Raw genomic sequence first — 15,741 nt, forward strand, 5'->3', positions numbered from 1 at the left:
CCGCGTTTCGTCTCGCTCGTTCCTCGCTCGCTCAACGACCGAAGGTCGTCGCAGTCTCCAGCGGCGGCATCGGTTCCCACGAGGCGTCCTTCGCGATCTTCCGTCCATCGCTCAGGCCGCGGAAGAGGTTCGAGGTGCCGCGGACCGTCCGCTCCACGAAGACCAGGCGAATCAGCTCCTTGCCGAAGGTCAGCGCCGTGCCGAGCGCGAACGGCACGGGACGGTAGACGCCCAGCGCGCGGTAGTACTTCTTGATGTATGCCCGGTTGCGCATGATGTAGTAGCGGTAGGCGTTGCTCGACGCGTTCAGGTGGCGGATGCCCATGTCCCACTGCTTGATCTCGCGGGTGCGCCGCAGGACGAAGTCATCCACGACGACGGACTGCGTGACACGCGAAGCCAGCCAGCCGTAGGTCTGGTCATCCCAGTAGATGAAGAAGCGCGGGTCGGGGAGGCCGATCTGGCGGACGATGTCGCGGTGGATGAACATGCCCTCGAAGCATCCGGAGTTCATCGGCTTGTAGCCGGACTCGTCGAACCCGGCAGGCGCGAAGGGGATCGGAATGCCGAGCGGCTCGGCGACCCGATACTGCCAGTAGAACGGGCTGCCGTCGTAGTCGTAGCGGCGCCCCTGGATGCTCTTGAAGCGGGGCGCCCACTTACCCATCTTCGCGAGGCCGTCCGGCAGCACCTCGACATCGTCGTCCATGAGCCAGATCCACTCGGAGCCGAGCTCGTACGCGACGCGCATGCCCTCGCTGAACCCACCGGAGCCGCCGGTGTTCGTCTCCATCCGGCGGTAGACGACGGCGACAGGAGCGAGAGCCTCGCGGAGGGACTCCACGACGTCCGTCGTGTCATCGGTCGATGCGTTGTCGATCACGACGACGTGGCCGGGCTTCGGCTCCATCTCCGAGATGCTGGTCAGCAAACGCGTCAGCAGGCCGGACCGGTTGTAGGTGACGATCGCGATGGTCGCGGTCGCGGGTTCGAAAGTGGAAGGTGTCGCGCTCATCGGACAACCTCAAAAGTGCGCTGCCAGGCAGTCGGCGACGTCAGTTCCTGCCTGGCGGATCGGTACTCTGCCGCCAACCGTGGCCACTCGCGTTGGAGTCTTCGGTGTAGGCGCACACTCTCGAGCAGCATCGAGCGGAAGAGTCTCCGATCGCGTGTGTAGACGTTCTTGCCGGAACCGTCCGCTGAGTTCACGAGTGCGCTGTCATACATCGGAACACGCCACCAGTGCGCGTCGTTCTTTCCGAACTCCACCTCAGGCTGCTGGACATTGACGCCTTCTGGTTTGTGGAACCAATGCGACATCAAAGTCCTGGCTGTGAAAAGTCGGAGCCGCAGACCCGTGGGACTGTCGAACTCGTTTCGCCGGGTGGTCTTGAAGACGAGGCGCCCTCGTCTAGACCTGAGCGGTACGCCACTGTCCCGGTGCACAACGGTCTCGGGGAAGTCCTTGGCCAGAGCTCGTGCGCGCGGCATCGCCGTTGCCAGGTTGGAGCGCATGTGCTCGGGGCCCGACAGGACGTCGCGCAGGGCGAGATGACGCAAAGCGACGGGGTAGTACTGCATCATCATCAGATGCTTGAGGTCCACGCGCCGGCTGTGGCGGATCAACGTGCCGCCCTTGGGGACGGGCGAGTGAAGCAGGCCAGCCACGATCCGGTTACGCGCATGGAAGTACGCCTGCCAGTCGATCGAGTCGTCCTTTCCCACCCACGAGACGTGCCAGAGTGCCACGCCAGGCATGGACACAGTGGGATAGCCCGCGTCTCGGGCGCGGAGACAGTACTCGGCATCGTCCCATTTGATGAATGCGGGAAGCGGGAGACCGACCTCGCGAATGATGGAGACCGGGATGAGGCACATCCACCACCCGTTGTAGTCGGCATCCAGGCGCATATGCAGCATGGGTGTCTGCCGGAGGTTGGAGACGCTGAAGTCGTGCGGCAGCTTCTCCTGGTAGAGCGCCCGCCACATGAACGGCACGTCGTCGACGACTTCGGCCCACGCGTGAAGCTTCGGTCGGTCGAGGAGATCGAACATGTGGGCGCCGACGATCGTGGGCACGGTCGCGAACCGGCCGAAGATCACCGAACGGCGGATGGACTCGGGTTCGATCCGGACGTCATCATCGAGGAGTTGAACGAAGTCGCTCTCGGGGCGGTCGAGTGTCTCGGACATCGCGCGAGCGAACCCGCCTGAGCCTCCCAGATTCGGCTGGGTGATGACCTGCAGCGTGTCGCCCAGGCGCTCGGCTATTCCCGCATATTCCGGCTGCGCATCGACACGTCGATCACCCTGGTCGATCAGGAAGATGCGGTCGACGACCTCGAGGACCTCAGGCGCGTCTGCCAGATTCATCAGGGTCCAGATGCAGTAGTCCGGCTTGTTGAAGGTCGTGATTCCGATCGACGCCTTGCCCTCACGTGCCGGCGCCTGCTCCGTCGTCCACTCTGCGCCGTGGAAGACAGCGTTCTTCTCGTCGGCCACGATGTCGAACCAGATGAAACCGCCGTCGCTGTACTGGTCGAGCACGAGCTCGAAGGTCGAAACGGCCGACCCTTCCACTTCGCGAGTCTCGATCCGCTGTCTAACGCCGGAGCCATTAGATCGGTAGACGAGGATGGTCGCTGGCCCGTCGGTTCGCACGGTCAGCGTGACGTTCCGAACGGATGTCCAGTGCTGCCAGTACGACGCGGGGAATGCGTTGAAATAGGTGCCGAACGAGACGCGGCGCCCTGCCACGATGCGCGCGGAGGTCCGCGACAGGATGTTGCCCAGCTGAGCCCTGTTGGAGACACGCACCGGTTCTTCGTCGATCACGGACCACGTGTCGGGATCCACATAGAGAGGAAGCAGATCGGGATCGCGGTCAAGCGGGAAGACGACGTTCTGGAGGACGTGGGTCACGGGGGATTCTCCGGGGACGGTGCGGCGGGCGCCGAGACGTCGGGCCGGAGAGAAGCCTACCCTGCCGTCCTCGGCTGACCCTGGGCGCGCGGCGGCTCGTCCCGAGGCCGCGGCTGCTGGCCGGGCGGCGTGCCCGGTTCGCCGCCCGAGCGCGTCGCGTCGCCGCCCGACGGCAGGCCCGAGCCCGTCGTGCGCTGCTCGCCACCCGCGTGCGGCAGCCCCGAGCCCGCGCCGGTGCCGCCGTCGCCGGCATCCGTCCCGCTGTCCAGGCGCTCGCGCCAGGACCGCGACTGGCCGGCACGCACCGCGCACAGCACGAGCATGAGCCAGCCGAGTCCGGTGAGCGTGAAGCTTTCGAACATCGAGTCGACGAGCAGGGCCACGAGGATGAGGGGCGTCCACGCGTAGATGACCGAGCGGCGCTCGCCGGCGACGAGCCAGGACCGGGCCAAGGCGAGGGCACCGAGGGCCAGGAACAGCACCAGTCCCACCCAGCCGAGCTGCAGGGCGGTGTCGAAGTAGGCGTTGAGCCCGCTGGCATGGCTGGTGTCGAGCCAGTAGTTGATGGCGTTGAACGGATACTCCTGCTGGTCCCACACGCCGTACCACCCGAATCCCTGCACGGGCCGCTGGCGGAGGATGTCGACCATGAAGTTCCAGAGGTCCACCCGCACCGAGAAGTCCGTGCCGGCGCCGAGGAACGCGATGATCGGATGCCGCGCCGCGTAGCCGATGAACACCCCGACGACCACGAGCGCTCCGAGCAGAAGCTGCAGTCCCGCGCGACGCTCAGGCCGGGAGTGCCGCACCAGCGCCAGCGCCCCGACCGCGAGGCCCACGCCGACGGCGAGGACGACGACGGTGGGGGAGTCGCTCAGCACCGCCAGCCCGCCGGCGAGCACGACCGATGCGACCGACACCCCGGGGCGCACCGACTGGGTGCGGTACTCGACGAGGAACGTGATGAGCGCGAGCACGGCGACGAAGCCCAGCAGGTTGCGCGTGCCGAAGATGCCCTGCACCGGCCCCAGCAGGGCGAGATTGCCCTGGATGCCCAGGAACGTGAACGGCACGTCGAGCAGGATGCCCGACAGCACCTCGAGCCCGAGCGATACCCCGAGCAGCACGCGCAGCACGTCGCCGAGCGCCCGCACCGTCTGGAGCGTGTCGCGCACGTGGCCGATCACTACCGCCAGGAAGGCGACCGCGGCCATCGACACCCAGCTCCAGAACGACGCGCTCGCGTCGCTGCTCCAGAAGATGCTCGCGAACGCCCAGCCGATGAACACCACCACGGTGGTGGGCACCAGACGCAGCAGCGAGATCTCGCGCCGGCGCGCGATCATCACGGCGATGCCGAGCAGGCACAGCCCGGTGATGATCGTGACGTAGGTGACGCGGCCCGCGATCCGCTCGATCGCGAACGCCGAGAAGACGGCGGTGAAGACGACGAGCGTGTACGCGCGCGCGAAGGATGCCGACGCCAGCACCGCGCCCCACCATCCGGGCGATGCGGAGCGCGGCGCGTCGGTCACTCCGTCGTTCCCCGGCGGTGGGAGCCGATGGGCTCGTCGAGGCGGAATCGGCTGCCCGCTCGAACGCGCTCACCGCGTTCGATGGCCGCGCTCTGCTCGGCGGGCCCGACGCCGACGTGCGGCGACTGCTTGATCTTGGCGCCGAGCATGACGACGAACAGCCATCCCCACAGGAGAAGGGGGCTGGATTCCGCCAAGCCCTGCACGAGGACGATCGCACCCACCAGGGTGGGCAGGAGCGTCACGGGGGAGTAGGGGCGATCGGCTCGGAGATCCCAGCGTGGGCGGTCGACGGCGAAGAACCAGGCACGCCACACGAACGCGAGGTACAGCAGCGTCAGGAGCACGACGCCGATGATGCCCAGCTGCATCGCGACATCCACCCACATGTTGTGCGCCTGCATGACGGTCTGGCCGTGGTCGATGATCCAGCGGTCGAACGCGGGATCCGACGGGACCCACGGTGTCGCGAAACCCCACCCGGTCCACGGGCGCTCGGCGGCGCGCGAGAGCACCGCCTCCCAGATGCGCTCCCTCCCGGTGAGATCGGCGCTGCGACCGAGCGCCGAGAACAGCGTGTCGCGCAGCAGCCAGAGCGACGCGAGACCTCCGACGCCGACGATCGCGTAGGCGATGTAGTACTTCGTGCGCTCGCCGGGCCGCGTCGCCCGGCGCATGAGGAGCACGGTGACGAGCACGACGGCCACAGCGGCCGCGGTCACATAGGCCGTCGCCGACGAGGCTCGGATGAAGAGGAACGCCGAGAGCCCGATCCAGATCCACAGGAACGTTCGGCGCGGAGCTCCGGATGCCAACCGGATGCCGAACACGACGATCGCCAGGAGTGCGACGGGCGCCAGCAGGTTGGCGTTGCCCATGATGCCCTGGATCCGCTTGTCCCACTCGAACAGGTTGTCGCGCGACCAGTACTCGATCGGGTCGTCCGCCTTGCCGATGATCCAGCCCGGCAGGATCGGCGCTCGCACGAAGACCCACACCCACAGCTCGAACAGGAACGACAGGGCGACGACCCACTTGAGGGCGGATGCCGCGGCGCGCACCAGTTCGCGCCAGGTGAGGACACTGCCCACGAACAGGGCCTGCACCGTCGTGATGTACAGCAGCAGGAGCGTCAGCGCGGTGGTCTGCGGCCAGGCCGACCACGCCAGCGAGAGGGTAGCCCAGCCGACGTACCCGACCACGAACCAGGGGAGGCGACGCCACTGCACCGGGGGCCGGAGCACGATCCACAGCACCACAGAGAGCACGCCGCCGCCGATCGCGACGCCGGCGGCGACCGGCTCGCCGAAGGCGTTCACCCAGGCGGTGCCCGACAGCGACAGGAACAGCACGAAGATGCACCAGCCACGCAGCAGCAGGTGGCCGGTCTTCTCGCGTACCGGCGGTCCCGGCGGCGCCGACGCCGGGTGCTTCGAGTGGACGGCCATCATCGCTCTCAGGGTACCCGGGGCCGCTCGGCGGATCCTGCAGCCTGGCTAGGCTGTTCGCGTGCTGATCCCGCTTGCCAATGCGCCCCGTGATTACGCGTGGGGCTCGACGTCCCTCCTCGCCGGTCTCGAGGGGCGGCAGCCCGCCTCCCGGCCCGAGGCCGAGGTCTGGTTCGGCGACCACCCGGGGGACCCGGCCGAGCTTCCCGACGGTCGTACGCTGGACCGCTGGATCGCCGACGAGGGCGGGGCCGCGGGCCTCGACGGACCGCTGCCGTATCTGCTCAAGCTGCTGGCCGCGGCATCCCCGCTGTCGATCCAGGCCCACCCGTCGAAGCAGGAGGCCGAAGCGGGCTTCGCCCGCGAAGACGCCGCCGGCATCCCGCGCGACGCGGCCGAGCGCACCTACCGAGACACCAACCACAAGCCCGAGCTGATCGTCGCCCTGAGCGACACCTTCCGGGCGCTCGCGGGCCTGCGCGACCTCACGGCGACGCGCCGCCTGGTCGCGGCGCTCGGACCCGGTGCCGCGCCGCTGGCGGAGAAGCTGACGGATGCCTCGCTCTCAGACGTCATCGGCTGGCTCCTCTCCGACGGCTCCGACGTCGCCCGTGAAGTCATCGCCGCCGCCGTCGCCGCGCACTCCGACGAGTTCGCCGCCGAGCTGGACCTCGCTCGTGCACTCGACGAACAGTTCCCCGGCGATCCCGGCATCGTGGTCGCCCTGCTCATGAATCTCGTGACCCTCCGGCGCGGCGAGGGACTGTTCCTGCCCGCGGGCGTGCTCCATGCGTATCTGGAAGGGCTCGGCGTCGAGCTCATGGCGGCCAGTGACAACGTGCTGCGCGGAGGACTCACCCCCAAGCACATCGACACCGCGGAGCTCGTGCGGGTGCTCGACCCGACGCCCGGCCTGCCGCCGATCATCGCGCCGCGTCCGGTCAGTCCCGGTGTGCACCAGTACGACGTTCCGGTGCGGGACTTCGCGCTGCTCGCCGTCACGCCGCCTGCGCTCGGCGTCGACGTGCCCCTCGCCGGCCCCGCGGTCGCGGTCGTCACCGCCGGTGCGATCGAGGTGACGGGGCTTTCGACCGGTGCTTCCGAGCGGCTCACACCGGGCCGGGCGGCGCTCATCACCCCAGACGAAGGCGGCGTCCGAGCAGCCGGCGCCGGGGACCTCTTCATCGCGCTGCCGGGGCGCTGAGAGCTCGCTCGCGGTTTCTCATCTGACCGTTACACAGCGGGGCGCGTCGTCGGCGCGTCGTGAAGCTTCAAGAGCCGGTTGAGCCTTTACTATCTGCGACTTGACCTCCGGGAACTACACGAGTGTAATTATCGGTACACGCACCAGCGTGGAGCAGGATCACGGGGGGTGAGAACGACATGGCGGTTTCGCAGTACCGTTCCGGCGTTCCCGACGACTGGTTCGTCGATCCGGTTCAACTGGGGGTTCCGGGGGTACGTCGCAACATCGATGCGGAAGAAGACAATCCGCTCGCATGGCAGACCGACGCACTGTGTGCGCAGACCGATCCGGAGGCGTTCTTCCCTGAGAAGGGCGGCTCCACGCGCGATGCCAAGCGCATCTGCACGTCGTGCGATGTTCGAGGCGAATGCCTCGAGTACGCGCTGCAGAACGACGAGCGCTTCGGCATCTGGGGCGGTCTCAGCGAGCGCGAGCGTCGCAAGCTGAAGCGTCGCGCGGGCTGAACGCACGTGGGTCGGCCGGTGGATCCGGCCGATCCGGCGCGTGCGCCCGGCGTCCCGCACCGGCGCGCCTAGGCTGGCCAGGACATGCCCGCTGCCCCTTCGAACGACACCCTGTCTGACGCCGCCCGGTCCAACGCGGTGACCCCGAACGCCACCCCTTCGCCGGCGGCGCTCCCCGCCTACCGGGTGCACGCCGTTCTGGTCGTCCGTCCCGACGGGCGGACACCGGCCGCCTTCCACCTGCGCCGGACGCTGGCCGCGGTCCGTGAGCAGAGCCGTGCGGTCGACGTGCTGTCGATCGTGGTGTGCGGCGGCGACGACCACCTGTTCGAAGTGGTGGATGCCGCGGGCGCCGGCACCGTCGTGAAAGCTCCGGCGTCGACCGGGTTCGCAGCCGCGACCGCGCTGGCGACCCGGACACTCGAGGGCGAAGCCGTCTGGCTGCTCGCCCAGGACACCGCGCCCGAGCCCGACGCGCTCGCCCAGCTGGTGGGTGCACTGGAGCGCTCGCCCTCGGCGGCTTTCGTCGCGCCCAAACTCGTGCGGTGGGACGATCGCTCCGAGATCGTGTCGCTCGGCGTCGGTATGACCCGCTTCGGCCGGACCGTCGGGCTCTCCGACGGCGAGCTCGACCAGGGCCAGCACGATGCGCTCGAGGATGCTCTCGGCTCCGACGTGCGAGGCATCCTCGTCCGTGCCGATGCGTGGCGGCGGTTGAGCGGACTGGATCGCGGGCTGGCGGGCGCCGACGAGGGTCTCGACCTCGGTGTGCGCGCGCGGCTGGCCGGTGGCCGGGTGGCGCTCGCTCCCAGCGCCCTGGTGGCGACCGCCGGCGACGGCGTGGCTGGCGCCCCCGCGCCGCTCACCCCGCAGCGGCGCCGCCGCGCGGTCTACGCGGAGCGCGTCGCGCAGCTGCATCGCCGCCTGGTGTACGCCCGCCCACCGTGGGTGCCGTTGCACTGGCTGTCGATCCTTCCTCTCGCGCTCTGGCGTACGATCGTCGACCTCGTCCGCAAGCAGCCGGGGAGGATCGCGCCCGAATGGGGCGCCGCCGTGGTCGTCCTCGTCGGCATCGTGCCCGTGTGGCGGGCACGGCGACGGCTGAGCCGTGCGCGCACGGCCACGTGGGCGCAGATCACCCCGCTGCGCACGAGCCAGGGCGAGCTGCGGGAACGCCTCGACGATGAGCCCGAGGTCGCCCTCGGCGGTCACCGGCGCAGCGACCTGCGCTTCTTCTCGGGCGGCGGCGCGTGGCTGGTGCTGGCGGCGCTGGCCCTTTCGATCGCAGCGTTCCCGGCCCTGCTGGCCTGGCCCGTCCTCGGCGGGGGAGCGGTGCAGCCGCTCGCGACGACGATCGGGCAGCTGTGGGACGACGCCGCGTTCGGCCAGCGGGCCCTCGGGCTCGACACGATCGGTCCGGCCGACCCGTTCGCCGCAGTGGTCGCCGTGCTCGGCTCGCTCACGGCCTGGTCACCGTCGCGAGCGCTGGTGCTGCTGTGGATCGCGGCCCTGCCGCTCGCGGCGCTCGGCGGCTGGTTCGCGGCAACCCGCGTCACCGAGCGATCCAGCCTGAGGCTGCTGGGCGGCGCGGTCTGGGCGCTCTCGCCGACCCTCCTGGTCGCGCTGACGCAGGGCCGGCCGACCGGCGTCATCGTGCACCTGCTGCTGCCGTGGCTGTTCTACGCCGGCAGTGTCGCGCACCGCTCCTGGACAGGCGCCGGGACAGCCTCCCTCCTTCTGGCGGCGGTGCTCGCGACGGCTCCCACGCTCACGCCGGCGCTCGCGGTGATCTGGCTGGCCGCCGTGCTGCTGGCCATCGTCCTGCGTGCCGGTCGCGGGGTCGCACGGCTGGTTTGGACCGTCATCCCCGCCGCCGCCCTCGCGCTGCCGCTCGTCTGGAACACGGTCGGCCACGGTGGTGCCTGGGGGCTGGTCGCCGACCCGGGCGTCCCCTGGGCCGGGCCGCAGGTCGCCGCCGACGCGGCCGGGCGCGCACTCCTGGCCGCCGGCATCCCGACACCGGATCTGGCCGGGTGGACCACCTTCACCGACGGCCCGGTGTGGTGGGTGCCCCTGCTCAGCGTCCCGCTCGCGCTCCTCGCCCTCGCCGCTCCGCTGACGCAGCGATGGGCCGTCGGCACCGCGCTGCTGGCGGTCACCGCCCTCGGACTCGGCACGGCGTTCATGGCGGTGGGGGTTTCGGTGCAGTTCCTGCAGTCCGAGACCGTGCCCCTCTGGCCCGGCACAGCTCTCAGCCTCGCTTGGCTCGGTGCGCTCGGCGGGGCGCTGGTCTCGCTTGACGCCGGGCTCGCCCCCCGGGTCGCCCTGGTGCGCGGGATCGCCGCCGCGCTCGTTCTCGCCGGAGCAGTGGTGCTCGCCGTGCCGTCGCTCACGGCCCTCTCGCGCGGTGCCGCGACCATCGCGAACGGCCCCGCCAGCACGCTGCCCGCCTTCGTGGCGGCGGAGGGTCGCGACAACCCCGATGTCGGCACGATCGTCCTCACGCCGCAACCGGACTCCGGCGTCGCCGCGCAGGTCGTGTGGGGGGCGAGCGAGACGATCGGGGGGCAGTCGACCCTCCTCTCCACGCGCACCGACCCGACGCCTCAGGACGCGGAGCTCGCCGATCTCGCCGCCGACCTCGTCACACCGTCATCCGACGATGTCGTGACAGAGCTCGCCGAGCGCGGAATCGGCTTCATCCTGCTGGCGCCGACGACGCCTCCCGAGACGGACGGCGCCCGCACCACGCGCCTGTCGGCCGTGACCGCGCTGGGCCAGCGCGACACGCTGGTGGTCGTGGGCGACACGGCCAAGGGCGAGCTGTGGCGCGTCGTGGACGAGGTGGCGCCGCGCCCGCAGGAGCCGGCATCCGTCACGTCTCTCGGTCAGTGGATCGCCGTCGGCCAGCTGGCCGTGTTCGGCATCGCACTGCTGCTGGCCGTGCCGACGGGCGCGTCGATCCGCGAGGCGCGACGCACACCGCGGGTCGTGGGACCGCACTGGCAGGAGGGGCGATGAGCGATCGACGGATCTTCCGCTGGGCGACGACGAGCGCCCGCCTGCTGATCGGCACGCTGGTCGCGATCATCGCGGTCATCGCGGTCGTGACCGCGGTGTCGGTGCCCTGGCCGACAGTCGTGCGCGAGCCGCTGAGCCTCGCCGCCACCCCCGCTCCCGCGGCATCCATCGTCGCGTGCGATGGTGCGCTCCTCTCGATCGGCCGTGACCCGACGGATGCCGACGCCCTCACCGTCGCCGCGCCGCAGTCGGTGATCAGCGGTGCCGCCGAGGGCGGGGACCCGCGGGAGGAGCGGCTGTACACCACGGACGTCGGCCCCGGCCCGCTGGCGTTCGTCGCGCCGCCGTTCGACGACCACGCCGTCGACGTCGCCGCCACGGGCGCCGCGACGGTCGCCGCGGACGATCTCGCCGGGTTCGCCGCGTCCGCGTGCCGCCCCCCGCTGCTGGACTCCTGGCTCGTCGGAGGATCGGCCGCCACCGGCGCCGCCGACCTGGTGCTGCTGGGAAATCCCGGCTCCGTGCCGGCGACGGTTCAGCTCACCGTGTACGGCGCGTCGGGAGCGCAGACGCCGCCGGGCGCCGCCGATCTCGTCGTCGCGCCCGGAACGCAACGCGTCGTGCCCCTGGCGGGCATCGCACTGGGTGAGGAGACGCCCATCGTGCGCGTCTCCGCGGTCGGCGCGCCGGTGCACGCGTCGCTGCAGACCAGCATCACGCGCACCCTCACTCCGGGCGGTGTCGACCAGGTGGGTCCCGTCGCGCAGGCCGAGAACACCCAGGTGATCGCCGGCGTGACGGTCACCCGCTCCGGGACGGCGGCGGGTGCCTCCGAAGCGGCGACCGTGCTGCGGATGCTGTCGCCCTCCGCGGCGGCGACGGCGCGGGTGACGATCGCGTCGGCCGGGGGCTCCGGATCGACCGGGGAACCGCAGGAGGTGCAGCTGGAGGCCGGCAAGCCGCTCGAGCTCGCCCTCGACAGCCTGAGCGCGGGGTCGTACACCGTCACCGTCGACGCGGACGCACCCGTCGTTGCCGCGGTGTGGCAGGCGACCGGCGTGGAGGAGGGCGACGACTTCGCGTGGTTCACGCCCGCCCCCGAGGTGGCGGTGCCGTCGCTGTTCGCCACTCCCAGCGGCCCGACCCCGTCGCTGACGGTCGTGAACCCGGGCGATGATGCGGTCGCCGTCGCGGTGACGCCGCTCGACGGCGGCTCGCCCTTCGACCTCACGGTGCCCGCGAGCGGGTCGATCGAGGTGCGGTTGTCGGCGCGGACGCTCTACACGCTCGATCCCGAGGCTCCCGTTCGAGCCGCCCTGTCGTTCGCCGGCGACGGCGCCTTGGCGGGCGTGCCGATCTGGCCCGCGGACGTCGCGACCGCCGAGGTCATCGTCTACCCCTGACCTCCCGCCGTGCGTGGTTCCGGGGCGGCGCGCGTGGTGGTGGGGGCGGGTTCCGATACGGCTCGTTCCTCGCCTCTCGACCGGCGGGGGCTCGGCGCACGGGAACGCCGGCAGGGGGATCAGAAGTAGCGGAACCGCTCGGGACCGAGGTCCCAGGGGTCGCGGTCGAGGTACTCGGCGGCGGCCCGGAACACCGCGCCCTCGACCATCATCCGCCGGTGCAGCTCGTCGTCGCGGTGCATGTGCGTGAGGCGCTCGATGGGCAGGTGGTACAGGATGATCCGCTGTTCGCCCGGCAGAACGGTCCACCGCGGGATGCCGTCGTCGTCGGTGGCGGCGGGCATGTCGGCCACCTCGAAGCGCACGTCGCGCAGCTCGGGCCATGCGGAGCGGAGGAACTCGGCGGCAGTGCCGACAGAGAGATCGAACCGCTCGACGCGGGTGTCCAGCGGGGGCAGCGGCGGACGCACTACAGAGCTGCGTCCCTCACGGCCGTGGCGGCCATGACGGGATGCGCGCCGCGGCGCGCGTTCGCTGGTCCGGGTCCGACGCCACGCCATGCCCCCATCCTAGGTCGCGGCGGCGAGCCGCGTCCTCGGGAAGTGCGTGCCCGGACGAGGACGAATGCCGAGATGAGGAGCCCGTGCGGGCAGCCGATCCGCATCTCGGCGCTCTTCCGCCTTCGAGGAGGGCAGACGTGCGGCGCGGCATCCCGACCGCTGTCGGTGGCGGGCGGTAGCGTCGAGCCGATGCGCGAGAGAGTCTGCTCCAAGGTCGGGTGCGCCCGAGAGGCCGTGTCGACCCTCACCTACGACTACGGCGACCAGATGGCCGCGATCGGGCCGCTCGGCGCGGCGGGCGACCCGCACGCCCACGACTTGTGCGCGGTGCACACCGACCGCCTGTCCGTCCCGAAGGGCTGGGTCGTCGTGCGCCACGAGACGCTGCAGGCCTGACCGCCCGGCATCCCGCACCCCCGCGCCCGTCGCCGGCGCGGCATCCGTCCCGGCGGCCTCTGACGTGTCGGGGCGCGAACCGGCGTGGGAGAATGGGCGGATGCCGACCCACACGCCCGTCGCCACGCCTGCTGCCTCCGCCGAGACTCCGTCGACGCGGCTCGAGTACGAGGTCGCAGACCTCGCGCTCGCCGATGCCGGGCGGCACCAGCTGCGTCTGGCCGAGAACGAGATGCCGGGGCTCATGGCGCTGCGCGAGGAGTTCGGCGCCTCGCAGCCGCTGAAGGGCGCGCGCATCGCCGGGTCGCTGCACATGACGGTGCAAACGGCGGTGCTCATCGAGACGCTCGTCGCGCTCGGCGCGCAGGTGCGCTGGGCCAGCTGCAACATCTTCTCGACGCAGGACGAGGCGGCCGCCGCCGTTGTCGTCGGGCCCAGGGGCACCGTCGACGCTCCGGCCGGGGTCCCGGTGTTCGCGTGGAAGGGCGAGACTCTCGAGGAGTACTGGCGCCTGGCGGACCGGATCTTCGACTGGTCCGCCGAGGGCTTCGACGGCCCCAACATGATCCTCGACGACGGCGGCGACGCCACGCTCCTCGTGCACAAGGGCGTCGAATTCGAGAAGGCCGGGGCGGTGCCGGATGCCGCGGCCGACGATTCCGCCGAGTACCGCATCGTCCTCGATACGCTCCGGGCCAGCCTCGCCCGCGACCCGCAGCGCTTCACGCGCATGGCCGCCGACCTGCTCGGGGTGACCGAGGAGACCACCACCGGAGTGCACCGGCTGTACGAGCTCGCGGCATCCGGTGATCTGCTCTTCCCCGCGATCAACGTGAACGACTCGGTGACGAAGTCGAAGTTCGACAACAAGTACGGCATCCGCCACTCGCTGCCGGACGGCATCAACCGCGCCACCGACGTGCTGATGGGCGGCAAGATCGCGTTCGTGTGCGGCTACGGCGATGTGGGCAAGGGCGCGGCCGAGGCTCTGCGCGGCCAGGGCGCTCGCGTGATCGTGAGCGAGGTCGATCCGATCTGCGCGCTGCAGGCAGCGATGGACGGCTACCAGGTCGCGCGGCTGGCCGATGTCGCCGACCAGGTCGACATCGTGATCACGGGAACCGGCAACAAGGACGTCGTGACGGTCGATCACCTGCTCGCCCTGAAGCACCTGGCGATCGTCGGCAACGTGGGGCACTTCGACAACGAGATCGACATGGCGGGGCTCGAGGCCCTCCCCGGTGTCGAGAAGGTCGAGATCAAGCCTCAGGTGCACGAATGGCGTCTTCCCAACGGGCGGAGCGTGCTCGTGCTCAGCGAGGGCCGGCTGCTCAACCTCGGCAACGCGACGGGGCATCCGTCGTTCGTCATGAGCGCGTCGTTCACGAACCAGGTGCTGGCGCAGATCGAGCTGTTCACTAAGCGGGACGAGTATCCGACCGCCGTGTACACGCTGCCCAAGCACCTCGACGAGAAGGTCGCGCGCCTGCACCTCGACGCGCTCGGTGTGAAGCTGACCACGCTGTCGGACGAGCAGGCCGCCTACATCGGGGTTCCCGTCGAGGGCCCGTACAAGCTCGACCACTACCGCTACTGACGCCGGCGTCGCGCCGGGCGTTGCGCGAGCCGCACGTCCGGGGCGCCGGAGCGCGGCACGTTCGGGGCGTCGGAGCGCCGGCACGTTCGGGGCGTCAGCACGGCCGGGGCGTCGAGCGCCGCACGGTGCCGCGAGACTTCAACGGGCTGCCGAGACTGCGGTTCGGGGCCGAAGTTTCGGCGCTCGGATGGAGTCTCGCGGGTGGAGGGCGCGTGCGAGGCGGGAAGAGGGTCAGGCGCAGGCGGCGGCACGCAGGGGGGCGGCGCGGGTCAGCGTTGCGGGAAGCCGCGAGGCGGCGCGGCAACGGGTGCGGCCAGCGCCTCGGCGCGCGCCGTCTCGAGGCGGAGGGCGCGCAGCTCGCGCTCGCGCCGCAGGGCCACGACGCCGATGAGGAACGTCTCGGGATCGACCGCCGGCACGGGTGCGACGTGCTGAGCGGCTTCGTGGGCGAGGGATGCTGCGACGCGGGCGCGTGCGGCTGGATCCAGGCTCGCCGCCGAGGCCGCGAACTGGGCCAGGCGGCGTGAGAGCCGTTCGGGAAGGCGGCCCACGTCGGCGATCTGCGCCCACGCGGCGAGGACCGGCGGCACGCCGAACGACGTGTCGGGAAGCCTTGGGGTTCGTGTGCGCTCGGAGTACGTGCCGGCCATGAGGTCGCCCAGGCGCTGGGACCGCGGCGTGAACGCGCCCACCAGCGCCGCGACCGCCCCGAGTGTGAACCACAGCTCGAAGACCCCCACCAGCGCTCGGATGAACGCGTGCCGGAACCCCGCAGCGCCGCCGTCGGTGCGGACGATGCGCCCGCCGACCACCAGGCGCCCGAGACTGCGGCCCCGCGTCGACGTCTCCACCACCGTCGGGACGACCACCATGACGAGCACCAGCACGACGATCGTGAGGATCGGCAGGACGTTCGCATCCAATGCGCCGGCGCCGACCAGCCAGGTCGCGCCCCACGCGAACAGGAGGAGCACCACGACGCCGATCAGCATGTCGATGAAGACACCGAGCGCCCGCAGGAAGTACCCGAGGGGCTGCACGTCGAGTGCGACGGCCTCGCCCGTCAGCACCTCATCCTGCTGGATGTCGACGATCGCACCGCCCGGGACGCTCGGAGCGGGGGCGGGCTGCGGAGCGCTCATGGCTACA

At 70.9% G+C, this 15,741-nt stretch carries 12 protein-coding genes; 6 read left to right on the forward strand and 6 right to left on the reverse strand.

All coding sequences use genetic code 11. From position 1 onward, the window contains the following. Nucleotides 1-31 precede the first annotated feature (31 nt). From C9992_RS12710 to C9992_RS12725, 4 genes are read right to left on the reverse strand one after another with little or no spacing between them, the layout of a single operon-like run. Nucleotides 32-1,015 (reverse strand): glycosyltransferase family 2 protein, encoded by a 984-nt coding sequence (locus tag C9992_RS12710; protein ID WP_106815998.1) that lies wholly within the window; start codon nucleotides 1,013-1,015, stop codon nucleotides 32-34. Then, nucleotides 1,012-2,922 (reverse strand): glycosyltransferase, encoded by a 1,911-nt coding sequence (locus tag C9992_RS12715; protein ID WP_106815999.1) that lies wholly within the window; start codon nucleotides 2,920-2,922, stop codon nucleotides 1,012-1,014. Before C9992_RS12715 ends, C9992_RS12710 begins: the two co-directional genes overlap by 4 nt. 56 nt (nucleotides 2,923-2,978) lie before the next feature. Continuing rightward, nucleotides 2,979-4,457, reverse strand: a complete 1,479-nt coding sequence (locus tag C9992_RS12720) for an O-antigen ligase family protein (RefSeq protein WP_106816000.1) — start codon at nucleotides 4,455-4,457, stop codon at nucleotides 2,979-2,981. Next, the gene (locus C9992_RS12725) at nucleotides 4,454-5,905 is read right to left on the reverse strand and encodes an O-antigen ligase family protein (protein WP_106816224.1); all 1,452 of its coding nucleotides are present in this window, start codon (nucleotides 5,903-5,905) and stop codon (nucleotides 4,454-4,456) included. The genes C9992_RS12720 and C9992_RS12725 overlap by 4 nt, the downstream gene beginning before the upstream one ends. 61 nt (nucleotides 5,906-5,966) lie before the next feature. On the opposite strand from C9992_RS12725, the gene manA reads away from it, so the two are divergent. The 4 genes from manA to C9992_RS12745 all read left to right on the forward strand — a co-directional run bounded on the left by manA (nucleotide 5,967) and on the right by C9992_RS12745 (nucleotide 12,039). Continuing rightward, on the forward strand, nucleotides 5,967-7,109 hold the full coding sequence (gene manA, locus C9992_RS12730) for a mannose-6-phosphate isomerase, class I (protein WP_106816001.1): 1,143 nt from the start codon (nucleotides 5,967-5,969) through the stop codon (nucleotides 7,107-7,109). A 179-nt stretch (nucleotides 7,110-7,288) separates the two neighbouring features. Continuing rightward, complete coding sequence (locus C9992_RS12735; protein ID WP_106816002.1) at nucleotides 7,289-7,615, forward strand: WhiB family transcriptional regulator; 327 nt, start codon at nucleotides 7,289-7,291, stop codon at nucleotides 7,613-7,615. A gap of 84 nt (nucleotides 7,616-7,699) precedes the next feature. Then, nucleotides 7,700-10,636 (forward strand): glycosyltransferase, encoded by a 2,937-nt coding sequence (locus tag C9992_RS12740; RefSeq protein WP_106816003.1) that lies wholly within the window; start codon nucleotides 7,700-7,702, stop codon nucleotides 10,634-10,636. After that, entirely contained in the window at nucleotides 10,633-12,039 is a 1,407-nt protein-coding gene (locus C9992_RS12745) for a DUF5719 family protein (protein ID WP_106816004.1), read from the forward strand. The genes C9992_RS12740 and C9992_RS12745 overlap by 4 nt, the downstream gene beginning before the upstream one ends. Nucleotides 12,040-12,158: 119 nt before the next feature. Here C9992_RS12745 and C9992_RS12750 read toward each other — a convergent pair whose 3' ends face one another. Then, nucleotides 12,159-12,599, reverse strand: a complete 441-nt coding sequence (locus C9992_RS12750; RefSeq protein ID WP_200826326.1) for a metallopeptidase family protein — start codon at nucleotides 12,597-12,599, stop codon at nucleotides 12,159-12,161. 189 nt (nucleotides 12,600-12,788) lie between these two features. On the opposite strand from C9992_RS12750, the gene C9992_RS12755 reads away from it, so the two are divergent. Both C9992_RS12755 and ahcY read left to right on the forward strand, forming a co-directional pair. Continuing rightward, nucleotides 12,789-12,995, forward strand: a complete 207-nt coding sequence (locus tag C9992_RS12755) for a DUF3499 family protein (protein WP_106816225.1) — start codon at nucleotides 12,789-12,791, stop codon at nucleotides 12,993-12,995. 100 nt (nucleotides 12,996-13,095) lie between these two features. After that, nucleotides 13,096-14,592, forward strand: coding sequence for an adenosylhomocysteinase (gene ahcY, locus C9992_RS12760; RefSeq protein WP_106816006.1), 1,497 nt, complete (start codon nucleotides 13,096-13,098; stop codon nucleotides 14,590-14,592). A gap of 269 nt (nucleotides 14,593-14,861) precedes the next feature. Here the strand turns inward: ahcY and C9992_RS12765 are convergent, their stop codons facing one another. Further along, the gene (locus C9992_RS12765) at nucleotides 14,862-15,734 is read right to left on the reverse strand and encodes an RDD family protein (protein ID WP_106816007.1); all 873 of its coding nucleotides are present in this window, start codon (nucleotides 15,732-15,734) and stop codon (nucleotides 14,862-14,864) included. Nucleotides 15,735-15,741: the final 7 nt, after the last annotated feature.

Source organism: Microbacterium timonense, from assembly GCF_900292075.1.
In the GTDB taxonomy this organism is placed as follows: domain Bacteria; phylum Actinomycetota; class Actinomycetes; order Actinomycetales; family Microbacteriaceae; genus Microbacterium; species Microbacterium timonense.